Below are 23,619 nucleotides of genomic sequence, written 5' to 3' on the forward strand. Positions count from 1 at the left end.
GGCATACGAGATGAACAACGTCATGTAACTGGATTACAGCCGTGTGCTCTTGGAACTGCACCAACTCTAGAACAAATGCAAAAATTACAGGATTTTATTGATAGTCAAGATCGTGCAGTTGCAATTCATTGCACCAGTGGTAGAAGGCGAACGGGTACTGTTCTTGCCGGATATTTGATTAATTCTGGATCGTCATATGATGATGCTCTCAGGAGTATATTAATAGCAAATCCAGAAATTGATTTACGGGAATCTCAAAGTAACTTTTTACGAGATTTAGCCAAAAATTAAGTTGTTTAAATCGTTAAATTTGAGGAATCAAAAATATGTCTATTCTCAAAACTCATATTGCTTTAACAGCATCCAACCTAGAAAACTCTGTTAAATTTACCAAGCTTTGTTTGGGTTATGCTAACCGTATGGCAGAGTTAGATCGAAAAGTTGCTCTGAGTTTGAAATAGTCATTGTAATCTTAAAACCTAGGGTAGTCGTGCTCGCGTAATGGTAGATTGGGATGAACAATGCCACTTTATGGGAGCAAGATGCTCCCACTGCCGTTCCTTTTGCAAAACTGCTACAACTAAAAAAAATTGTTAAACTTAGAAATAGGAAAATAAATCAAATAAATTAGGATCAGAATATGGCTGAAGTTTCTATTACTATAAAAGATATTTTTAAGCATAGAGTAATTCCAATTGAATAGAAGTTCCTAGCTACTGAGAATTTATTTGAAAATTTAGAAAGAGATGAAATGGTTGAAGTTATAGTTGATACCTTTATGATAAATGCTTCTCCAGAACAATTCCCAGAAATGAATGACGAAATACTTAGTAATAAAATCAGACTTATGTTGAGGGGCAAGTATTGTTTGGATTACTCAGGGATATAACACCTAAATAAATAGAATAATTTGATGCAGCAATGAGAGATTTAAGGAAAGTGTAGTAATACAAGATTTATTAGATACAAATATTTTAACTGCTTTTATTAAAAAAGATTCTAGACTATTTTATCGCCTAAATGATGTTAATTATAGAGAAGCAAAACTTTTTATCAGTTGTATTACCTATTTTGAAAGTGAGGGGGGTTTATTAGCCGTTAATTCCCAAAAAAAGTTAGCTATTCTTCAGAATTTGTGTAAAAGCTATATCAATATTTTGTTTTTAGACACAATAGAGATAATTAATATCGCCTCTGGTATTTATGCAAATTTAAGACAAAAAGGAACACCTATACAATTCCCCCATCTTCTGATTGCAGCTACGGGAATTTATCATAATTTGGTTTTGGTTTCTAATGATTCAGATATTTGGCAGCAGGTTTAATTTCTTTGAAGTTACCGAATTATTAATTATTAATTATTAATTATTAAATAATTTTGGTTTAAAGCCTCCCCTTGGATAGGGGAAAAAAGCGGTCCTTGGATGGCGAGGTCTCCGTTCCCTCCGGGACGCTACGCGAACGCTGGCCTCCAATCTCCCCTTGAGAGCGGTCGGCAAGCGGAGCAGTCCGTTAGGATGGGATGGCGAGGTTTCCGTTCCCTCCGGGACGCTACGCGTTTTGCTCCGCAACATGTAAAGTGAAGCTTTGCGAAGCGCAAACGCTTGCCTCCAATCTCCCAAGAGAGAAGAAATAATATTTCCTGATCTTCAATTGGTGTAACGGTTAAAACCTTCTTGTAATTATCCATTATCAATTATCAATTAATGAACCGATCTTCAACCTAGTAAAGCTATAGCTGGGAAAGCTGGTTCTGGGGAATAAACAACTAGGAGCTTGACTAATGGGACTTAAACAAAACAGAACCACAAATGTCTAATAACCCTGCTCCCCGCTCCCTACTCCCTACTCCCTACTCTCAAGGAGATGTAGCAACACTTTTGAAATTTGGTATTAGACAGAGTTATCCCGGTAAGGGGACTGACAACCGCGACTCAAGAGTCTTATATAAGCCAAACGAGTCCTACTGAGTGTTAACTATTCTATTACCTGTTTTAAGTGGGCAAAATTACCATCTCCAACATTAATATCAGCCTATTTTTCAAGTAGTAGCCAAGTTTTATGAAGATTCGTAAAGACAAGCCTTCGTGTCTCTGGGAATCTACTATAAATTGTACTTATGAGTCTAACCTATCTCCGTTGTTACATGGCTTTTACCTCTTCATCTTCTAATCCGTTTTTTCAAAGCCATAGATCCGGAAATCAATTAGTAGTTTAACTACCTAATTATTGATGGATTTTTGATTGATATATCAGGGGTATATATGAGCAGGATTCACTTGCTTATTAACAATAATTAACATTATTTTGTCAGTAAAATTGTGACTATAGATAGCCTAGATATTAAACAGAAAAAACACTCATAGTCTTTTTTTAAGCTAATTCCGTTAATTGAATATGTTAGTATATCAGTAGAAATTTTTTATTGCTTTATCTATAATTTATCGGGATTTAAAAAACTAATATAGTTGCATATTATCAATATATAAAGATTAGTAAAAATGCAGATTTATTCCTGTTGTTATTTATTTTTTGGAGTATTCTGAAATTAGAGAAACAAAAGATTGTTCTCAAACATAATTCAAGTTTTTTAGAGGAAAAAAAATGAGAAAATTTCTCTTTTCACAGAAGTTTGCTCCCCTAGGAGTTGCTGCTCTCAGCGCGATCGCTGCTACTAGCATCGCTACCGCACCCGCTCAAGCTGTTGGTACTCTCGGCTTCTCTAATGGAGCTAGCGATTTCTTCCAAGATGTCAACCCTGGTGCGGGTGATATGTTCACAGTGATCTTCAGCCCTGATGAGAGCAAAGATCCTTTTGGCGACAATCTCGGCTCCACTGCAGTTAGTACCGCCAATGGCCATTTCTCCCCCCCCTTCGCTCCAGCACCTCCCAACGGACTTGTGGAGTTAGTCCCAGTTACAGCAAACTTTAGTTGGGTCAGTGGAACTTCTACCAATCCTGGTGATATTTTTACGTATGAACTTGTCGATGCTATAACCTTTAACTTCCCTAACGAGGATGTAACGGTGACTTGGGAAGCAGGTACTATTTTTGAGGGTACATTCAATAACAACAACGGTGTAGGATTTGTTGAGGTCTCAGAAAATAATCCTCCTACGGTTACCGGAATACTTAGCACTACTGTCATTTCAGATGAGATAAGTTTTCAAGATATTCTGGCTACAGGTGGTGCTGAATATGAGGTATCAGTAGCAACGGGAGAAAAAATACCCGAACCTACTGCTGTCCTTGGACTTCTCGCTGTTGGCGGTTTAGGCTTAGGTATGAAGCGCAAGAAGCTACAGTAACACACCGATCGCTGTTGCTTGTTAAAGGCTAATTTGATCGCTTCGCTCGTTTGCGCAGTATGACAAACGGAAAGTCAGATTTCTGACTTCAGATGTCCCCGCAATAAATTTCATTTGAGCGGATTAAAATTAGTGGCGAGTTTCAATCTCCCACTAATTTTTACTTCTGACTTCTGAGTTCTGATTGATAACTGTTAACTGTATAGGGTTTTAGCAAATTTAGCTAATTTGTCGAGAAGATAAATTTCGGGACTATAAATTAATCCATTCTCAGGTATTGCAAGATTGCATTAAACGGTTCAACAATTAATAATTAATAATTAATTATTAGACATCTCCAGAAAAGAGGGAACACTTAACAGGGAATAGGGAGGAGTAATTGATAATTTATGGATAATAATTGACTTTACTTTTTATTTTTGGAGATGTCTATTAATTATTAATTTTTACCTCTCCTTGAAAACGGATAGGATTGACTAATCATGAAAATTTTTTATTCTCAAGGGGAGATTGGATATGGCTAGGTTAGTAGTGCATCCCATCCTAGGTCATGCTGCCTCTTGCAGAGGAGCGGAGCTACTTGAATTGCTCCGCGAAATGGAAACTCGCGCGCGGAGGTGGAGGGAAGCGTCAACCCACCCAGGAACCAAGGTTCGCTCGTCATCAATTTACAGATGAGAAATCATCCTACACAGAAAAGTATCAGTTCTCTGTGTAGGTTTGTGATGTTTTTGTAAATAGATATAATGTTAAATATATTAGCGATCGCATATCGTCAAAATTCCTTTTTCTGAACCTATTGGAGATATCAATTTATTGCCTCCTAGTGTTGTTTCGCCAATAATTTTACCACTACCAGCTATTCGTCTGATTAATCTAGGAACATATCTACGAATGTTACAATCAATTTCCACAACCATATACATTTCTTTCATTCCATCCTCGGCTTCCCCATCGTATTGCTTTAATATTTCTGCTCCCCAAATATTATTGCCCAGGCTTTGAATTGTGTTCATGTTAATTGACGTTGTTGCTTTACGGTTATAACCAACCGGGTACCAATCTACCATCCCTTGTGTCATCAGAAGACTTGCAAAAAGTTCAAGCATAATTAATTCCTAAAAAACTGTTGTTAGTTTAACTCACTTTGAAGTGTTAGTTTACAATTTATTCTGAATTTCCCTACATAACAACAGTAGGTATTTTGGCTGTTAACTTAGAGGCTGTTTGAGAAGTATTGTATGAAACCGATAAACCTGAAAAACCTAACCCCTCTATTCCCTTTCCTTTCAAGGCTATCCCTTACCCATAAGTCTTATAAGCATTGCAGGGTGGTCTGTGTGGTTTGTGTGGGGAGATGGTTTAAGTACCTAGTATTAGTTGGCAAATGGTGAAATTGCGTTATTCACTTTTAGCCACCTCTGTCCTAAATCTGAGAAATGGCTGGTTTGTCTTCTCTTCCCCTTCTTCCCTCTCTCCCCCCTTTCCCCTATCCTGTCAGGAATTTGATCTTATGTGGGTAAAGCATAGTCCTTCAAGGGAAGGAGGGGTTAAAGCCTCTCTCCTTGCAGGAGAGAGGTTTGGAGAGAGGTTTTTGTCAACTTGTCAACTTGATGACTTTACAAACAGTCTCTTAGCAAAATTACATGGTCATCTATTCACTCCATACCTCTCCAAGACAAAATCCCACAAACGATGCGCCATCTCTAATTTACTACAAGACGGAATATCTATCTGACGACCTTCTGCATCCAGAAAAATTCCCTGATTTGTATTACTGCCAAAACCCGCACCTTCGCGATCGATAGGGTTGGCAACAATAGCATCTAAATTTTTCACCCGCAATTTCTCTAACGCAGGGGCAACAATATCTCCAGTCTGTGCTGCAAAACCAATTAAATATTGGTGAGACTGCTTTAATTTTCCCAACTCTGCAATAATATCCGGTACTGGTGCTAAAGGTAATGAATTTGGTAGCGATCGCTTGGGCAATTTCTCACTACTATATTCAGCAGGTTTGACATCTGCTACTGCAGCAGTCATTACAACTATATCTGCTTCGGCAAAATGAGTTAACATTGCTTGTTGCATCTGAGCAGCACTTACTACTTCTATAATTTTTACCCCTGACAAATGCAACTCTCCCAAAATACTATGCACCAAAGTTACATTTGCTCCCCGATGCAATGCTGCCTGAACTAAAGCTATTCCCATTTTACCTGTAGAAGGATTTCCAATAAATCTCACAGGGTCTAAATGTTCCCGCGTTCCCCCGGCACTAATTAATATTTTCTTACCTGCTAAATCTCTTTTACCTGCTGTGTGTAATAAAGATTCTATATTTGTGACTATTTCCCTTGGTTCCGCCATTCGACCTTGACCGACGCGATCGCAAGCTAAAATTCCAGCACAAGGATTCATACCATAAAATCGTTTTTCTGTCAATATTTGTTGCCAATTTCGTTGTACCGCTGTTTGTTCCCACATATCGGTATTCATCGCTGGAGCTAATAAAATGGGGCAACTAGAAGCCAAAATGGTATTAGTCAGCAAATTATCAGCAAAACCATAGACTAATTTTGCCAAAGTATTTGCTGTGAGGGGAGCAATAACTATTATTTCCGCCCATTCTCCCAACTGAATATGCAAAGGACGTCCGTGAGAAGGTTGCCAAAAATCTTGGTCTGTATAAGCAGGATAACGACAGAGAGTAGATAAAGTCAGAGGTGTAATAAATTGTTGAGCAGCGTCTGTCAAAATTGCTCTAACTTCAAATCCAGATTTTACTAAAGTAGAAACTATTTCACAAACTTTATAAGCTGCAATACCACCACAAATACCAATTAAAACTTTTTTACCCATATTCACACAACTCAAAAGTCAAAACTTAGATTTTATCGGCTCAAAACTTTGACGCTTAAAAATCAACCTTTATATTTAAAAGCTAAAAGCTGAATACTAATAGCTGAATGCTTACCTTATTGTATAGATGACTATATTATAAAAACTATAGCAATATGATTTTAGTTGTGAGATATTGGAGACTTTTAGGGAACAATAAACAGGGAATAGAGAAGCAGAAAAAAATGTATCTTAATGAATAAGATAACTGCTATATTCTATAATTTTAAGGAACACCTCAATTCTCACATTTGATTCCTGATTGCTATATATTTTTGAAGCTATAAGTAATAATATTTGAATAATATGAAATAAAAAAATTGTGCAAATACAATAATCTCTTCATCTCCTTATAAATCTTTAACGTATTTGATATAATTTAGATAAATTGGGAGTGTTAGGTAAAAAATATCCAAGGCAAAAATGCCCTGTTTATTATCTTAGAAAACCTACACTCCCAAATAAAAAAAATATTAAATTATTAACTGCGTATTCCCCACATTTTTCTTAAGCCTCATCACAAGGCTCTAAATCCAATAAATGGATATAAGGTTCAATTAACTCTGGACGTTGAAAGGCGATCGCTCGTAGCATGTGCCAATCATTTAACCCGTCAAAAGGATTTTTATAGTCATCTTCCTCCAGACGAAAAGCCAACTTAGCTACATCATCTGTAGTGAAATTAGAAACTTCCTGTAAGGAACGGGTTACAGTTTGCATCAAAACCAACCTCCCTGATATGGCATCTGCTGAAAGATTAATTAAAATAGAGCACTATTAAAATCTCTATTTAATATAATAGTCCTTCTAGGCTTTTGCTATAACATCTATAACAAAACTTCGCATTAATTTCAAAATTTCTGGGCGAATTTCATGCCCCATATCAAATTCTTGATATTGTATATTTGCCCCTAAATTTGTGAAAGTATCGCGAGATTGTCTGCCTTGTTGAATAGGTACAACTGGGTCTTTTATACCATGTACAATTAAGATGGGTGGTAATTTTTCTACAGATGGTTGAAGTGGAGAATGTAAATAGCCACTTAAAATAATTAAGCCTGCTAATGGCAATGTTACTCCTACATCCATAGCCATTGCCCCACCCTGAGAAAAACCACATAGAATAGTTTTGGATAAAGGTATCCCTGTTTTACTTTCCAGGGAAATTAGCCAATCAATCAACATTTGGCGACTTTCCACTAAACCTTGGTATTCTTGGTTGGACAAGTCGTACCACATTTTTCCTCCAGGAACTTCAGGATGAGGTAGTGGAGCGTCTGGGAACTCAAACCTATAATCAGGAAGATTCAACTCTCCTACGAAGGGTGTTAAATCATTACAATTGGCTCCCCAGCCATGCAAAGCAACAAATAGAGAAGTGGGTTCTAATTTAGGTGAAACGGGAATAGAATTTAATTGTGTCATTTCAGTTATCAGTTATCAGTTATCGGTACCTCCTCCTGAATTAGGAGACAAGAAAACCTGAAATTTCATCTTTTATCACCTTAAAAGGGGAGACTATTGACCTTGTTTCTTGGTCATTGTCGCCATTTAAGAGAAAAAAATTATTTACAAAATAAAAATATTGCAGTAACTACTATTAGAGATTAATACAAATTACTAGGAAAGTAGTTACAGAGTTTTATATTAATATGGTTATTTTCGTTTACAAATAATTGTTAGATTAAATTTATAAATCAGAGCTTTAAAAAACAATATAAACTATGAAAAAATAGGATTTTTTAACGGTTACTCGGCTACAGGTTTTGAGAATTCTTATATATCAGGACTTACGCAAATGTACTATATATAGAGTTCAAAAACGATAACGTTATAGTTTTTAACGCTATATCTGTGGTCTATGCGTAAGTCATATATATCTTAAACTGAGACATCTGTAGTAATTACTCGGCGAGGTTGATTTGCTGCCTCAATAGTCATTCTAATTTTACCTACTTTACCACTACTAGGATCTAGTGCATCATAACGACGAGTGACTAATCCTAACCGTGTTTCATACTGGGTTAGTCCTACTCCTGGATTTGGCCCAATAGTTGGATCGTTATCTCCTAGCCAAGTGGTCCAATCTTCAAACCGAGAACGCCAAGGCATAAGAGAGCTATCAATTTCATCAGGAGAAAGTCCTTCAGCAGCCAAGTAATCAGCAGCTACTTTTATTCCTACAATAGTTGGACCTGTAAATGTAGCTTCTTTGCCTGACGTATCAACATTAGCTAATCCAAAATTGGGAGCGATCGCCTCATTTTTATAGCGACCCCAAAGTGGATTATTATTTCTACTACCAGCACCTCTTTGAGCAAAGGGAGTTTGATTTTGCGTATATCCGTGGTCGAAAAATTTTGTATTGACAGCTTTAACAGTAGATTCAATATCGAAAGCTAATTCTGGATTTAATTTGGCAGCAATAGCTCTAACAAGATCAAAAAATATATTCTTAATATTTTCGTCTGTTAACAAGAAATCAAAAGATTGAGCTTCTGTAGGCTTTGGAAAGAATATTCCAGAGCTTGCTGCTAGAGAAGTACCACTTAAGATAGCTAATTTTGTAAACTTGCGTCGGTCTAACATAATTATTCCAATCGTTCAAGAATATCATCAAAAATATACAAATTTATATCATCAAGTAATTTATAAATACCTGTAGTTGTATTTGTGTTTTTAAATTCTATAGCTATGTCCTCGCTATTAGAAACATCTAATAACAAAGTTTTTATTTCGCCAGGATTTACAGTATGACCAGCAGTTATTTTTCCATCTAAATAAACTTTTACCTCAAATTGTCCAATGTCGTATTCGTCAACTCCAAAAGTAAATCTAAAAGTTCCAAAAGGTTTTGCTGTTCCTTTAGGATTAATTTTACAAGTTAGGGTATAACTTGAACTCCTAAAACTCATAGAAGCAATAGAAGGATAAAGTCGTCTTCCAATAGAAATATTTCTATTTGTACCACTCCAATATACCGATCCGTTAGTACGACATTCTTTTAATTTTGACAATAAAGAGACAAAGGTACTTTCATCTTTGGTACCTGGAAGTGTTGAACGTTGTGCTTGTGTAGTTTCTATCCCAAATACAGTTAAAATTAAACTTAGAAATCCAATGCTAATCAATCTAGAAAATTTCATAATTCCTCTTAAGTGTTTTTTCTCCATAAATATAGCAAAACCATTTTATTTTTGAATAAGCAACTTGATTAGAAAAATGGTTTTAGTTTCCTTTAACTTTACAACTTATTTAGACTTGCTATAGAATTTATCATAAAGATAAGGTACATCTACGATCCCCCTAATTCCCCCTTAAAAAGGGGGAATTTGAATAATTTACCCTTTTTAAGGAGGGAAGGGGAGTATCTAAAACTGTATCTCACAAATTTGAGAAACGCCAAATATTAAGTAAGTTATTCACTAAAATAATAGATTTTTACTGTCATTTAATTCGAGAAAACTTCGTGGATTATTGCACATTAGATAGTGATAATTTAACCAGTAATATTTCATTTTTTTATCTCATATCATTTTGCTTTTAACTCATATTTAGATAAAAAAAATAATATTTTTCTTCATCTTGAAAAGGGATTCATTTTTAGTTGAAATTACAACTTAGCAAAAGACTAATTGCATCTTCTCCTCGTGCCCAAATACCAGTCATACCAGTATGGAGAAGATGCCCTCGTGGAGATTGACTTTCAAACACAACTTTATTGTAATCTGCCGTTTTTTCTCTACCTATATATTTGAGAAATTTTTGATAAGTTTTGAGGTCAAAACTTTCAGGATTTTTGGCAATATTCTTCCAAATTTGTTTTTGTATGCTGAATCCAAAACGGTCATCACTCTCTTTTCTCCAAAGATTATCAATAATTTGTAAATCCTCGCAAGAAAAATTTCTAACCGACTCGCCATTTAGAAATCCTTCTCTTTGGCGATTTGCTCTTATTCGTATAAGTTCTCCTGTTTTTAAATCAGCTTCTTTCCATTTTTTAAGTGCTAAAAGATAAGTTAATTGAGTATATTCTTCTAGATTTGTAATAGGTATATTTGTAATAGAAGTATCTAATGGTAGTGAAGGTGTTTTAACAGGTGATATTTCTGTAGATTTATCATAGGAAAAAACTAGGTTTGTTATAACTATAAAGATTAACGTAATAATTATTCCCAAACCTAGAAAAAGAGGCATAATTGGCTGTAATTTAAACTGTTGGTGTAGGGTATCTATTACCTCATCTCGACTACCAAATTTCTTAGATCCAGTCTGATAAGTAAAATTATCGGAAATGCTTTTTGAGAGTTGGGTACTTTCCTTTGTCGTTGACCCTCCCGACGACTCTATTCAAATTTTTACACCACCATAAATAGTATTATTTTCAAATACCCCAGTATCTCCTATTGATTCTCCACTATTTCCTATAAATTTCCCACTAATAGTTTGTGCTTCAAACAAAGTATTAATTTTCTCAGCAGTTATTCCTTGATGCTTAATTTTATTAACCTCTGACTCAAGATTTTTAACATATTCTGAACTTTCCTGTTTTGCAACTTCAACCACATCAATAACAGCTTGTTTAACTTCCGGGTCTTTATTAGCAGCAACTTCCAACTCTTCTATTGCCCGCTCAAAATCTACAGGAAAAGCTTCTGCTTCAGCAGATTTCAAAGCAGGCAAAGTTTCCACAGGTTTTCGTTGTATAAGTTGCCAAAACTTATCCACCTGCTCTAAAGTTTTTTCTCCTAAACCTTCCCCTGTTTTTTCCACATATTTAGTTAAAAAAGGAACGGCGATCGCTACTAGACCAATTTCTATAGGTTCCATTTTCTATCCTCTTTATTAACAGAAATAATGCTGTAATTATATACTATGTAAATAAAAAGTAGCGGGCAGAAAGATTCTCAAAGCATCATGGTTAACAAACGCAAATCACTTCCACCTTCTCTAACAATTAAATTAGGAAAATGGGTTTGGACAACCCTATGGCAAATAATGATGTCTAGACTTGCTCCTAGAAATAATTCAGGAGAATACATTCGTCCAGCTAGTCTATTTAGAGAAACAGTAAGTATACAAACAGAAAATAAATATCAACCAGCTACCAAACGTTACCGTCTATTTGTTGGACTAGGTTGTCCTTGGGCACATCGAACTCTTGTTGTTCGAGCATTAAAAGGCTTGGAAGATGTTATCTCAATAACTATTGCTTCTCCAGCAGGGGATAAAGGTATTTGGGTATTTGAAAATGAGCAAGAAGGATGTCAAACTTTACCAGAACTATATAAGTTAGGACAGCCTGGTTACAATGGCCGTGCGACTGTACCTGTATTGTGGGATGAGCAAACAAAAACTATTGTTAATAATGAAAGTGCAGATATTATTGTTATTCTTAATGCTGAATTTAATCAGTTTGCCAAAAATCCAGATATTGACCTTTATCCAGAAGAATTAAAAGCCAAAATAGACGAGTGGAATGAAAAGATTTACCACACAGTAAATAATGGAGTTTATCGTTGTGGGTTTGCTCAAAGTCAGGAAGCTTATGAAAAGGCTTGTCGGGAATTATTTACTACTTTAGATGAAATTGACAATACACTTTCTAAAAGTCGATATCTTTGTGGTGAGTCAGTAACATTAGCAGATGTACGTTTATTTACTACTTTATTCCGTTTTGATGTTGTTTATTATGGGTTATTTAAGTGTAATTTGCGGAGGATTAAAGATTATAAATATTTGAGTGTTTATCTACAAGATTTATATCAACTTCCTGGAATAGCAGATACTTGTAATTTGGAGGCAGTAAAACAAGATTATTACGGTAATCTTTTTCCTCTTAACCCTGGTGGAATTATTCCTTTAACTCCAGATATAACTGAAGTCATAAGTTAGAATTTCAATTCCCAAACTCCCCTACTCAAGAAACTTTATAGCAATTCCCACAGTTATACAGTTATTAAGTAAGGCTTGCTGAATAAGTATGAGTGGTAAGGGGAGGAGTCAGGAGTCAGGTAGGGGAGCCGTCGGATTGGCGACGTACAGGAGGAATGGGAATTATAGAGGAGGCAGGAGGAAGAATAGTCCCTTGATTTTTCTACTATAGTGAGCCTTTAATACGTTCATTTTTGAACCTTTTAGACCTAAAAGCTGGCAGTTTTTAAGGACATAAAAAGGCTGAAACTTTTATCTGTAAAGACTTTTATATTTAATCAGCAAGCCCTAAGTAGAGTTATTTTTCTTATCTTCATACTCCTCTAATTTTCTACTTACTAAAGCCAAAAAATTGCATACCTCACGAGTATAGAAATTGATATAGTAAACATTTATCAAATTGGTTTAATACCACCAAATAAAGCAATTTCAAACACCTTTAAAAAACAATCAACATGAATAAAACCTATCTCTCGTAACCAGTTACATTGAGTTTCTACAGGAGTAAGAATATTTGCCGCTTTATCCGGGCGGTTATAATACAGTCTATCAATTTCTTCTCTAGATTTTTTTATACCTTTACTTTGGTTGAAAGCGTAGAGGGAATCAACAAAAAGTTCACCATGTAACTGTTCAATTAATTTAGATGGTGAGGAAACGTGTTCCAAATTTAGAAACAATCCTTCTGGCTTTAATAATTCATAAATCTCTTGATATATTTCTCGTTTTCTGATGTCTAGTTGGTGATGAATTGAAAATCCTGACACAATTACATCAAATGGTGCTTTTTGGTGAATTTTATTTACCCATTCAGGTAAAGCATAATCTTGATTTATAAATTATAAATTACCTTGATAAGCAGCAGAAATCTTAGTTTTTGCAGCTTCAATCATTGTCTCTGAAAAGTCTAAAAATACTCCTTGAGAATTAGGATATTGACTGAGAATTGCCTGACCTAAAATACCGTCACCACAACCTAAATCTAAAAAGTTATTCACTTGTGGTCTAGTCATCTTAATAATCCTCAAGATAACGTCAATTTGTTCAGTAGCTAGAGGAAATCCACCTATCATACCAGACAGATATTTTTGTGAAAGTTATGCTGTTTTCTAGACTTGATAATTATTGTTCATTTTCTAGTTTGAAGATGTTTGTTTCTGTCGTATAAACTGGGGGTGTTGGTGAATTCAGTTATTAGTTATCAGTATCTGTGACATTTAAACTATGAATTTATTAGAGCTGATTTGTCAACTTAGCTAAAACCCTTATTTCATCTAACTAACCTTATTTCACCTAACTCATATTTTTAGGCATTATTGGAATAATAACTCCTCAAACCCTTGATTGCAAGAATTATTGAGAATCTCCATTATTTTTCCTCAAAAGACTTTAATAAAGGTTCCTCTAATTTTTGTTTACTACTAGCTACTAACTTACTTAAATATTCCCGTACATATTCTGCTTGTTCATCATTCAATTCATATTTATTACTCTCAGTTTCCCTATCAAAAAGAGGCTTTATTTTTAAACTTTTATAGTCATAATTGTTCTGAGAAGCTTCACTTAATAGGATTAAATCTTCCGGAGAAGGGATTAAACCAGGAGGTAATTTCCCGGCTAAAATAGTCTGAATTTTTTCTTGGCAAACACGAGTATTTATGCCTCGTTTCTCTAATAACTGAGAAACTTCTTTGACAGATAAAGGATAATCTGAAAAAACTTGTAGTATCTCCCAAAGTAGAAAATAATCATTGTATTTCTGCTGAGGTATATCTACAATTTGTGGATAGAGAGGTAAGATAGCTAAACCATAAGCAACTCGACCAATAGTTAGTTTAATATCTTCTATCTGAGATAAATAATTATCCGATCGCTGCTTATTTTCTTGCCCTAACTCTACATTTTCTGACTCAACTTTTGCATCTTGTACAATAATTGCGTTAGGTAATTTTTGACGTAACCATTGAGCGATCGCCCTCCAACAACCACTACCTCCAGTACAAATAGCGCGGTTAATTCCCACAGGAGATATTCCCACCTTACTCAAAAAATTATTCAACTCCTGATTTAATTGTTTTACAAAAGGCTCCAATACCTTAGTTTCTAAATCTTTTTGTTGTAAATACTTGATATTATCTCCTATATTCAAACTAAATTCTTTTTCCGATGGCAGAATTACCTTTAAATTACGAGCTGTTACTAATAATTCTTGTCTATAGGATGAACTTTGTAACCACTGCTTTAGTTGATACCTGATTGACAAATCTGGATAACCTGGTCGAGGCCATAATTTACCAGATTTTTCCCGATCTTTTTGATTCTTCCCTAAACTCCCCACATCATCATCTTTTAGTAATAGTTGACAAATAATATCTTGATCTAAAGCATGACCTCCATAAGCAAAACTATGACAATGGAAGTGAGAGTATGTTAAATTTTGCCCATTTTCCGGTAAATTCACCAAGGCCAATTCTGTTGTACTTGCCCCCACATTCACAATTAAAATTCCACCCCGTCTAAACTCTGAGATGGCATAATTTTCTGTATCTTCCGTTACTGAAGTTAATTCTGATAAAGCTGTGGCGATCGCATCCTCAATCACAACTACTTGATTGACATTTTTGACAAGACCTGCTTCTAAAACTGCCTCCCGAAGATTAAAGCGATAAGCTTCTGGCCAACTTGCAGGAGAACCCATAATTACATATTTTAATTGTGCCAAAGCTAAGACAAAAGTTTCATGTTCTAATCCCACTGCACCACAAACATAGTCATTGGTAATAACTGCTGTTTGAGTGTCTTTCTCAATCAGAGAAATAGAGTTTTGGAAATTACCTTGAGGCTGAAGGGTCTTCAATAAAGTCACTAACCCCTGTTTAACTAAGCTTAGAGGAATTTGGTGTTTTTCTGACCATTGTAAAACTGGTTCGTGGGAAGTTGTAGCAGAAAAATTAGGAGCTAGGATAAAAGACTCTTCTGGTTTCTCTTGTAATTTTTGCTTTTTAAATTTAATTGAAATGTAAGGGATAGTAACTTTTAAACTAGGCTTAAAATCTTCTAGTAATAAAGGTTTTTGTTTAATAGTTTCATCAGGTTCATCTCGATCGTTATCAGCTCTTTCTAATTGTTGAGCTATATAGACAATTGATGGTAGCCTATATATTTTTTGGATGGAATTAAAATCTGTTTTAACTGTTTTTGTGGAGAGAGTAAATTCTCGATTAATTTCAGGAATATCTAATTCTGGTTTAGCTCCTACCAGCTCCCAATATATAGGATAAATCTCACCACTTCTGCGATTCAATAATGCTGCAGAAATACCAGTAGTACCAAAGTCAATTCCTAAATACCATTGTGAAGTTGTTTGATGTGGTTTTGTATCTGGTTCCATTTCTAATGAACTCAATTTTTTTTTTCTAAATTTTGAGAGTCTTCAAGTAGAGTTTCCAGAGCTAAAAATTCCTGATTATCGGTTTCTATTATTTCTTCATCTGTTTCTGGTGTTAAGCCATCTAAAATATCTTCTAGAATTAGTTCATTGTCTGTATCTTCTGCTGAAGTATAGATATTTTCCTGGTTACTTACCGTTGATTCGTGAGAAATATCATCAATATTCACAAATAAATCCTCTAATTTAGTAACTTTTTCTTCTGAACCAGTAACCAAACTATTATCTATCGAATCATGAGTATTTTCTGTTGAATCTACACCCTGGTCTTTTCCTAATTGTAATTGAGTGTGTCCCGGATCGTCTATTAATTCATCGACATCTATTTCCTCTAAACTTTCCAAATCAGAACATAAATATTCTAGGGTGTTACTACTTAATAATAATTCTTCTGGTTTTTCATCTGGTTTTTCTAAAGGTAAGAGACTTTCAGTTATAGGTGCCTGAATATATGTTTCTTCTTCTGATTCATCTGTGAAGTTATTTATATTTTTTTGAATTTCTTGAGCTTCTCTAGGAGCAATTAACCTTTTAGTTTCTACTTCATTAACCTCTAGCTTTCCAAATAGATTACTAAGAGATTCAAGTATTTCCGTATTGTCTAAATTTTCTCTATTTTCTGATGCGTCTAATTTTAATTCTGGAGTTAGTAGTCCTCCATCTTTGATTGAGACAGTTTGATTTTGATAGTTTTGTCGTTCTTGATAATTATCTTCAAAACTAGGAGGTGCTAGTTGAGCTAAATTTTCATTTTCCTGCTTGTTACTTTTAACTGTTTCTAAATCTAGCTTTTCATCAATACTAGATTTATTTTCTAGAGAATATTCTTGATTATTTGACTTATCTAGTTGGATATTTTTTTTTTCTGTTTCTGTTGTTTTTGATTCTGGTTCTAGTCTTTTCACAAACTCATAACCTGGGTAAGGCAATACTACTTTATTTATCGGATCATTTAATTCATCTATTTCAGGAGATAGTTTTTTCATTTGAATATTTTCATTAGCAAGATTAGCTTCTACATAATCTTCTTCAGTTAGCTTTTTTTGCTCACTATAATTACTATTTGAATCATCAACAAATGAGTTTTCAAAGTTAGAAAATTCCTCTACTTTATCCTCGGAAATTTTCATAACCGCAGAAGTTTCAATATCCTTAACAGTCTGTGGGTAAAGATTTTTGCTAGACTCTAAAGGGCTCTGACTAGGAGATAGATGTTGAGTTGCTAACTGAGACAAATGTTCCATCAATGTTTCTTTAACTGGGCCAAGTAAAGCTTGAGAAAACTCAGAAATAATTTGCTCCTGTTTAGCGTATTGTTGAGCTAGGGCATAATTTTCTTGTCTTTGCTGTTCAAGTTTCCTAATTTCTTCTCGCAGAGCTTGTCGTTGTTGTTTAAGTATTGTGAAATCTTCTTGTAAATACTGATTAATAGGAGCAAAAAACTCTTCTATTTGTTGTGGATGTTGCTTGAGCTGAAGGTCAATAGTATCTTCTGGAATTAAAGATGGGTCAACAGATAGTAACTGTAGATTCCGAGTTTGATCTAAATCCTGAGTCAGATAATCCAGCATTTCCTGTAGTATTTTTTTGGTTTTTCTCAGTGTTTCTGCGAGAATTTGAGGAGAACTTTGGCTGCTAGACTGATTTAGCACCTCATCTATCTCCCTGATTATTGCTTGGATTCTGTTATTCTGCTTCTTCAAGAGTACCACCTCTTTCAATCACCTTCAGTAAGCAATTATAGAACTTCTAAGAGTATAATCCAGTCAAATTTCTCCTTTCTTTTTCCTACTGGATCTGGAAGTTTGAGATAAATTTAACTATTAATAGTGAATTATTTGATTCTGTGTATTGTTAAAATGTTTAGATTTAGGTGACAATAACACGGTATTATTCCAGTTATAGCTGAAATTCTATTCCTTATAAGCACCATTACAAAATTGTTTAACTACCCTAATTTGATGTGAGGCATACAGTATAAGGGATTCAGTCTGACAATCTGACAAAATGTGTAATTAATTTGGTGAATTTTTTGTACCTGCTTAAGCTAAATACTTATCATTTAATATCAGTCCGTTTGTATTACCATCCATATCATTTATAGTCAAGCTTATTGAGAAAATTTATAGTATGATATACTCTACGGCTGTATTTAGCTAAAAAATGGCCTTGACAATTGTTTTTAGTTATAGATTTGCCCAGTATTGCTAGTCATACACAGCCATTCCTAAAGCAAAAATCTACAATTATTTATTGTTATACCAATTCACTTTAAAGATGTCACAAATACTTTCAAACTTTAAATGTCAAATAATTGCGTCAAACTGTTGTATTGTAAAAGTTTTTAGCCTATCCAATCTAACTTCTCAATTATGAATTATGAATTATGAATTCCGTGAAACGGTATTACTCTATGGCTTTAAGATTCTTGAGAATAGCCAATTTTCTAGCAAAATATATTGATTTTCATTATTAATTTATAATTTACCTCTGGGCTAAATCTCCTGCCCTAAATTAATGGAACAGATAACCTCATGGAAGATAGGCACAGTCGCGACCCCCAGTCAAATATTAAGCAATTAATGCTGTCCACCCCATTTTTTGAGGGCTTACCAGAAGAGGCATTAGAAAAAGCAGTGATTCATGTGGTCAGCCGTCAACATCCACCCAATCAGGTAATCTTACTGGAAAATGATTGGGGAACTTCAGTATACTTCATTTTAGATGGGTGGGTAAAGATTCGCACCTATAATTTAGATGGCAAAGAAGTAACACTGAATATTTTGGGCAAAGGAGAATTATTTGGAGAGATGGCAGCTTTAGATGAAGTGCCTCGCTCTACTGATGTAATTACTTTAGCTCCTACTTTAATTGGTAATATGCCAGCTCAGGATTTTGCCCATCTCATTAATACCGAACCCATAGCAGGAATCCGATTAGCCCAATTAATGGCCAGACGCTTACGACAAGTGAATCGACGACTTAGATTAAGAGAAGCAGATGCTCAGGCAAGGGTCGCAGATATTTTGCTCTTTCTAGCAGAAGGCCAAGGTACACATTCCCAACAAGGAACAGAAATTCCTAATTTGCCTCACAGAGAGCTAAGTAGTTTGAGTGGTTTAGCCAGAGAAACAGTAACTAGAGTCTTGAGCAAATTAGAGAAAAAGTTATTAATTAAGCGCGATCGCGATACTTTATGTATTCCTGACCTACATGCTTTGGAACGTACACTTGTTTAAAATTAGTCCTCACTCCTCAGTCCTCAGTCCTCAGAATTAATGACTTGAATACAATTCTTTAGGAATGAAATTTCCTGGTTTGAACAAGAATAATCAGGGTAATAAATCCGGTTTCTTGTTTAGGTGCGTAACTCCTGTAAAAGTTAAAAACCAAAAATAAAAACCAAGTCTGTGAAAACAATTTCAGATCAAAAACAACCATCGAGTCACAAAGAAGATAAACCTTTAGTTCTAGTAGAAACAGCTTTTCTGGCCAGTACCGCCAGCTTGATTTGGTTCATCAACTATTATTTTCCGATGGGGCCTTTATTAAAGGTTTTTTTCCCCATACCAATTGCTTTACTTTATTTACGCTGGGGAAATCGTGCATCTTGGATGGGTGCAACAGTATCAGGATTACTTTTATCTGTGCTTATGGGGCCAACTCGCAGCATTTTATTTGTAATTCCTTTTGCTTTGATGGGGGTAATGTTAGGAGCGGTTTGGAAAAGAGGCGGAAATTGGTTAATTTCTATTGGTTTAGGTTCTCTACTTGGCTCTATTGGTTTCTTTTTTCGACTTTGGTTACTTTCGATTTTGTTAGGGCAAGACCTCTGGATCTACTTAACTACACAAGTTACGGAATTAGTAGAATGGGGGTTTGTCAAATTAGGATTATTGGCTCAACCAAGTTTGCTATTAATTCAACTGATGGCTTTAATCATGGTTCTTGTGAATAATATTATCTATTTATTTGTTGTCCATTTGGTGGCTTTATTGTTACTAGATAGAATCGGAAACTCTATTCCCAGACCTCCTAAATGGGTACAAATTTTGCTAGATTATGATTAATTAGGGAGTAGGGAGTAGGGAGTAGGGAGTAGGGAGTAGGGGAGATGGTTAGAAAGAATTTGGAAAAAGAATATATTATTGATAACCGAATTTGATATAACCAGGACTCACAGATACCGAACCCAGAAACCAGGTTTTTTTTGTAGATGTCTATTAGACATCTCCAAATCATAAAAAATAAAATCAATTATTCCATAAAAATTATCAGCGTTGGTGATGCGTGGCTATGATTTTTATGAAATGGGGATTGTCTAATTTAGAATTTAAAAGCATTTTATATTTTACGCTCTTGAGATTTCATAGCTTGATTCACCAACACTAAATTATCTATTCTTTCCTCCTATTCCCTACTCCCTATTCCCTATTCCCTCTTTGAAATAACTGATAACTGAATAATGATTCGTGTTTATACCCAGGTACAACAGGGAAAAAATTGGCTGCAAAATTATCGAGACCACAAACCAATTTTTGCCTGTATTTTAGGATTTACAGATACAGGTCTAATTCCGGGAATTTCTGCGGCAGGAGCAACACCACAAGACCGCCAATATACTTGTTTAGCAGATGTGGAATTTCTATATAATGGTCTACAACCACAACCTCAATATCCATTACCACCCCTCAACGCTGGTGCTTCCCCAGTTTTAATCACAAAAGCAATTATTGATGCTCTAAATATTCCTCTTTATTTATTTAATGCTGGTTTAACTCATAAACCAACTGTACCAACAATTGATTTGGGAGGCGCTCCTGCTCGTTGTTTAACTTCTGGTCATGCTTTAGATATGGCAAAAGTTCAACATTTACTGGAAGCAGGTAGTTATTGGGGTCAGAAGTTAGCTGATGAAGCAAAAGATAGTTATGTAATTTTGGGAGAATGTGTAGTTGGAGGAACAACTACCGCTTTAGCAGTTTTATTAGGTTTGGGTATTGCTGCTACGGGTAAAGTAAATAGTAGTCATCCTCAATGTAATCATAGTCAAAAGTTATCTGTGGTACGTCAGGGTTTACAAGTTGCTGGTTTTAATTCGGCACTTCCAGTTTCACAACCTCTAAAATTAATTGCTGCAGTGGGAGACCCAATGCAAATAGTAGTAGCAGCAATGGGAATGGCAGCAAGTCTGAAGGTAGGGGTAATGTTGGCTGGTGGAACGCAAATGCTGGCTGTTTATGCTTTGATGCAAGCATTAGCAGAAAAGTTGTCTTTAGCTTGGCTACCTGAAAATATTGTGGTGGGAACAACTCGCTGGGTTGCTGAAGATCCAACTGGAGATACTGTTGGGTTAGCACGAGAAATTAGTTGTGTACCTTTGATGGCGACACAACTTAGTTTTTCTGAGTCTTGTTATCCTCAACTACAAGCTTATGAAAGGGGATATGTTAAGGAAGGGGTCGGTTGTGGGGGATGTGCGATCGCTGCTCATTTATATAGAAATTGGAATCAAACTCAATTGCTGAAAGCTGTTGAAGATTTGTTTGCACCTTTGATATTTCTTGAATAAAAAATTAGCAATATAATATTAATCTACTATATTCTTTGAATGTTTGAATATTGAGGGTTAAGGGCATTTTTTCAAATCTATTTAAAATCAAAATATATGACGCTAGTTTAGCGTAAAAGTAATTTTTAGCCCTCTTTTATACCCTATCTGTAATCTCTAAGATTTAATTCTTTTTGAGAGTAATTGTTCTTCTAAAGCAGCAATTCGATTATAAGCTGCTGTTAACTGAGCTGTTAGTCGTTGAATTTGAATTTCTGATGTTAATTCGCTATCAATATTTTGACTACTCTTATTTAAATGATTATCATCTACTAGCACATCCTTGTGTTCTAACTCTGGGTCAAAAAAATTATATTTTTCTTTAAATTCATTTGCCTGTTGCAGATTAGAATCAGTTTCTATAGCTTGATATTTATTTGCTTTCTCAACAATTATGTAATTTGATACCTTGTCATTGAGTTGCTCAATAATGGTGTGTATTACTTCAACTTTTTTAGTCAAAGCAATAATTTGTTCTTGCAATAGTTCCATATATTTCTTCACTACCGGAAAATTAAATTTACATTCTTCAATCTTAATCAACATATAGACATATTGGTTATTATTTCTAATTTCTTAATTTTATAATAAGAATTGATTTCTAAAAAAAAGATTAAATCTTGAGATTGCTGAATATTATGTCAAACTGAAAAAAATAAAAGGTATTCTCTACGGTTGTAGTGGAAATTAGTGCTGTAAAATTTATTTCAAATAACTTGATTCACACTGAAAAAACTCTGAGACAATTTTGGGTATATATGTAAAGTATTGTAAATACACTAAACACTTCTGTGGTAAAGTAATTAAGTAATTAGGATGATTTTTACATTGATTAACACAGAGCTATTGATATATGTCCGATTACTTATCAGAAAGATAAACTAATATTATTGTTGATAAATAATTATAAAGTTGAGGATTAAATAAGTTATTTTTTAGATACTATGCCCAGGTATAATGTATTTTTGTATGTGGCTATTTCATACAAATTTTTATACTTTTGACTGGGAAGGAATATTGATAGTAGTTTTGATGCTAGATCAATGACCAAGAAATGAGGTATCAAGCCTCCCATTTCAAGGGAATAAAAAGCTGTCGTTTAGCTAGCGCACAACTACGTTTTTCATGTCGCCCAGCGTTAACGCGCGTTGTGCTAAGCAAAACGGCTATCGCCGATTTGAATTGCGGAGCTTGGAGTAGGATGGTATGGCGAGGTTTCCCGAAGAATGGAGAGCCGCTCCGACTTCGGAGGCTAACTGATAACTGATAGCTGATAACTGAAATGACAGTAGAGATTACCTTATTACCTTTAGGCTTTCAATTTACTTCTCCTGGCCCAATTATTTTCGAGTTGGGGCCTTTGGCAATCCGTTGGTATGGACTTTTAATCGCAACTGCAGTATTAATCGGAGTTACCCTTTCCCAATACTTAGCTAAACTTCGTCATGTTAACCCTGATTTGTTGGGCGATCTAGTAGTTTGGTTAGTATTAGTTGCAATTCCTGGAGCGCGTTTATACTATGTTTTGTTTGAGTGGCAACAATATCAACAAAATCCTATAGATATGATTGCTATTTGGAAAGGAGGAATTGCGATTCATGGAGCAATTATAGGTGGGGCGATCGCTGCTTTGATTTTTGCCAGACTCAATAAAATCTCTTTCTGGCAGTTGGCAGATTTGGTGGCTCCTTCTTTAATTTTAGGACAAGCCATAGGGCGGTGGGGTAATTTTTTCAATTCTGAGGCTTTTGGCAGTTCCACTGATTTACCCTGGAAGTTATATATTCCTCCAGAAAGTCGTCCGCCGGAATTAGTAAATTTTGATTACTTCCATCCCACTTTTCTATATGAGTCTTTATGGAACTTGATGGTATTTGGATTATTAATATTTCTTTTTTTTAGAGATTTGCGGGGTAGACCTCGACTTAGAGTAGGAAGTTTGTTTCTGGTTTATATGGCTGCTTATAGTAGTGGAAGGATTTGGATTGAGGGATTACGGACTGATAGTTTAATGTTAGGACCATTACGCATTGCCCAGTTCGTCAGTTTAGCTGGTATTTTGTTGGGGTTAATAGGTTTAGCATGGTTATATTTATTGAAGCGACCTTTGCCAGATGTTTTCCCTTCAGAAGTGAAAGAAACAAACTAAACTATAGACTCTAAAAAATGAAAAAAACCCTAGGCATAAAGTCTAGGGCTAAACCAGGGTGCATCTACCATTTTATTTATCTGAATATAGATACTCATATCCGGAAACAAAAGAAAGTCAAAAGTCAAAAGTCAAAAGTCAAAAGTAAGAAAAAAAGGATTTCAGCAAAGAAATTGTTGAATAGTTTGTAATTGACATCTCCAGGGGTTGAAACACCCTGGATTCTGTAGTAAATCTACCGCTTAGGGGATAAATCCACATTTGCTA

General features: G+C 35.0%; 23 protein-coding genes. 10 read left to right on the forward strand and 13 right to left on the reverse strand.

Annotation, left to right across the window (positions count from 1 at the left end; genetic code table 11):
• The 5 genes from F6K22_RS04990 to F6K22_RS05010 form a co-directional block, all read left to right on the forward strand.
• Positions 1 to 291 (forward strand): phosphatase domain-containing putative toxin (locus F6K22_RS04990; protein ID WP_483244112.1); only part of this gene is annotated, 291 nt, incomplete at its 5' end.
• A gap of 35 nt (positions 292 to 326) precedes the next feature.
• Positions 327 to 461 carry a hypothetical protein gene (locus F6K22_RS04995; RefSeq protein WP_293094053.1) on the forward strand — a complete coding sequence of 45 codons (135 nt, stop codon included), beginning with the start codon at positions 327 to 329 and terminating at the stop codon, positions 459 to 461.
• A gap of 486 nt (positions 462 to 947) precedes the next feature.
• Positions 948 to 1,325: a PIN domain-containing protein gene (locus F6K22_RS05000; protein ID WP_293094107.1), complete on the forward strand. Its 378-nt coding sequence runs from the start codon at positions 948 to 950 to the stop codon at positions 1,323 to 1,325.
• 486 nt (positions 1,326 to 1,811) lie between these two features.
• On the forward strand, positions 1,812 to 1,970 hold the full coding sequence (locus F6K22_RS05005) for a hypothetical protein (RefSeq protein WP_293094055.1): 159 nt from the start codon (positions 1,812 to 1,814) through the stop codon (positions 1,968 to 1,970).
• 634 nt (positions 1,971 to 2,604) lie between these two features.
• Positions 2,605 to 3,309, forward strand: a complete 705-nt coding sequence (locus tag F6K22_RS05010) for a PEP-CTERM sorting domain-containing protein (protein ID WP_293094057.1) — start codon at positions 2,605 to 2,607, stop codon at positions 3,307 to 3,309.
• A gap of 758 nt (positions 3,310 to 4,067) precedes the next feature.
• On the opposite strand, the gene F6K22_RS05015 is transcribed toward F6K22_RS05010, so the two are convergent.
• The 8 genes from F6K22_RS05015 to F6K22_RS05050 form a co-directional block, all read right to left on the reverse strand.
• Complete coding sequence (locus tag F6K22_RS05015; RefSeq protein ID WP_293094060.1) at positions 4,068 to 4,418, reverse strand: hypothetical protein; 351 nt, start codon at positions 4,416 to 4,418, stop codon at positions 4,068 to 4,070.
• A gap of 541 nt (positions 4,419 to 4,959) precedes the next feature.
• Positions 4,960 to 6,171 (reverse strand): bifunctional phosphopantothenoylcysteine decarboxylase/phosphopantothenate--cysteine ligase CoaBC, encoded by a 1,212-nt coding sequence (gene coaBC / locus F6K22_RS05020; RefSeq protein WP_293094062.1) that lies wholly within the window; start codon positions 6,169 to 6,171, stop codon positions 4,960 to 4,962.
• A 546-nt stretch (positions 6,172 to 6,717) separates the two neighbouring features.
• The gene (isiD, locus tag F6K22_RS05025) at positions 6,718 to 6,930 is read right to left on the reverse strand and encodes a protein IsiD (protein ID WP_293094064.1); all 213 of its coding nucleotides are present in this window, start codon (positions 6,928 to 6,930) and stop codon (positions 6,718 to 6,720) included.
• Between the two features lie 87 nt (positions 6,931 to 7,017).
• On the reverse strand, positions 7,018 to 7,635 hold the full coding sequence (locus F6K22_RS05030) for an alpha/beta hydrolase (RefSeq protein ID WP_293094067.1): 618 nt from the start codon (positions 7,633 to 7,635) through the stop codon (positions 7,018 to 7,020).
• Positions 7,636 to 8,091: 456 nt separating this feature from the next.
• A complete protein-coding gene (locus F6K22_RS05035) occupies positions 8,092 to 8,799 on the reverse strand; it encodes a Tat pathway signal protein (protein WP_293094069.1) in 708 nt (235 codons plus the stop codon).
• Between the two features lie 2 nt (positions 8,800 to 8,801).
• Positions 8,802 to 9,383, reverse strand: a complete 582-nt coding sequence (locus tag F6K22_RS05040) for a hypothetical protein (protein WP_293094071.1) — start codon at positions 9,381 to 9,383, stop codon at positions 8,802 to 8,804.
• A 430-nt stretch (positions 9,384 to 9,813) separates the two neighbouring features.
• Complete coding sequence (locus tag F6K22_RS05045; protein WP_293094074.1) at positions 9,814 to 10,407, reverse strand: GUN4 domain-containing protein; 594 nt, start codon at positions 10,405 to 10,407, stop codon at positions 9,814 to 9,816.
• A gap of 153 nt (positions 10,408 to 10,560) precedes the next feature.
• Positions 10,561 to 11,040, reverse strand: a complete 480-nt coding sequence (locus tag F6K22_RS05050) for a hypothetical protein (protein ID WP_293094076.1) — start codon at positions 11,038 to 11,040, stop codon at positions 10,561 to 10,563.
• A gap of 87 nt (positions 11,041 to 11,127) precedes the next feature.
• On the opposite strand from F6K22_RS05050, the gene F6K22_RS05055 reads away from it, so the two are divergent.
• Positions 11,128 to 12,105: a glutathione S-transferase family protein gene (locus tag F6K22_RS05055; protein WP_293094078.1), complete on the forward strand. Its 978-nt coding sequence runs from the start codon at positions 11,128 to 11,130 to the stop codon at positions 12,103 to 12,105.
• Positions 12,106 to 12,539: 434 nt separating this feature from the next.
• Here the strand turns inward: F6K22_RS05055 and F6K22_RS05060 are convergent, their stop codons facing one another.
• The 4 genes from F6K22_RS05060 to F6K22_RS05075 form a co-directional block, all read right to left on the reverse strand.
• Complete coding sequence (locus F6K22_RS05060) at positions 12,540 to 12,911, reverse strand: hypothetical protein (protein ID WP_293094081.1); 372 nt, start codon at positions 12,909 to 12,911, stop codon at positions 12,540 to 12,542.
• A gap of 72 nt (positions 12,912 to 12,983) precedes the next feature.
• Positions 12,984 to 13,217: a class I SAM-dependent methyltransferase gene (locus F6K22_RS05065; protein WP_293094083.1), complete on the reverse strand. Its 234-nt coding sequence runs from the start codon at positions 13,215 to 13,217 to the stop codon at positions 12,984 to 12,986.
• A 296-nt stretch (positions 13,218 to 13,513) separates the two neighbouring features.
• A complete protein-coding gene (locus F6K22_RS05070; protein ID WP_293094086.1) occupies positions 13,514 to 15,550 on the reverse strand; it encodes an acetate and sugar kinases/Hsc70/actin family protein in 2,037 nt (678 codons plus the stop codon).
• Positions 15,547 to 17,244, reverse strand: coding sequence for a hypothetical protein (locus tag F6K22_RS05075; RefSeq protein WP_293094089.1), 1,698 nt, complete (start codon positions 17,242 to 17,244; stop codon positions 15,547 to 15,549). Before F6K22_RS05075 ends, F6K22_RS05070 begins: the two co-directional genes overlap by 4 nt.
• A gap of 882 nt (positions 17,245 to 18,126) precedes the next feature.
• Here F6K22_RS05075 and F6K22_RS05080 point away from each other — a divergent pair.
• The 3 genes from F6K22_RS05080 to cobT all read left to right on the forward strand — a co-directional run bounded on the left by F6K22_RS05080 (position 18,127) and on the right by cobT (position 21,164).
• Positions 18,127 to 18,831 carry a Crp/Fnr family transcriptional regulator gene (locus F6K22_RS05080; protein WP_293094092.1) on the forward strand — a complete coding sequence of 235 codons (705 nt, stop codon included), beginning with the start codon at positions 18,127 to 18,129 and terminating at the stop codon, positions 18,829 to 18,831.
• A 171-nt stretch (positions 18,832 to 19,002) separates the two neighbouring features.
• Positions 19,003 to 19,662: a DUF2232 domain-containing protein gene (locus tag F6K22_RS05085; protein WP_293094095.1), complete on the forward strand. Its 660-nt coding sequence runs from the start codon at positions 19,003 to 19,005 to the stop codon at positions 19,660 to 19,662.
• Positions 19,663 to 20,057: 395 nt separating this feature from the next.
• Positions 20,058 to 21,164 (forward strand): nicotinate mononucleotide-dependent phosphoribosyltransferase CobT, encoded by a 1,107-nt coding sequence (gene cobT / locus F6K22_RS05090; protein ID WP_293094098.1) that lies wholly within the window; start codon positions 20,058 to 20,060, stop codon positions 21,162 to 21,164.
• 156 nt (positions 21,165 to 21,320) lie between these two features.
• On the opposite strand, the gene F6K22_RS05095 is transcribed toward cobT, so the two are convergent.
• Complete coding sequence (locus F6K22_RS05095) at positions 21,321 to 21,749, reverse strand: hypothetical protein (protein WP_293094101.1); 429 nt, start codon at positions 21,747 to 21,749, stop codon at positions 21,321 to 21,323.
• A 736-nt stretch (positions 21,750 to 22,485) separates the two neighbouring features.
• On the opposite strand from F6K22_RS05095, the gene lgt reads away from it, so the two are divergent.
• Positions 22,486 to 23,352 (forward strand): prolipoprotein diacylglyceryl transferase, encoded by an 867-nt coding sequence (gene lgt / locus F6K22_RS05100; RefSeq protein WP_293094104.1) that lies wholly within the window; start codon positions 22,486 to 22,488, stop codon positions 23,350 to 23,352.
• Positions 23,353 to 23,619: the final 267 nt, after the last annotated feature.

It is taken from the genome of Okeania sp. SIO2F4 (assembly GCF_010672385.1).
In the GTDB taxonomy this organism is placed as follows: Bacteria; Cyanobacteriota; Cyanobacteriia; order Cyanobacteriales; family Microcoleaceae; genus Trichodesmium.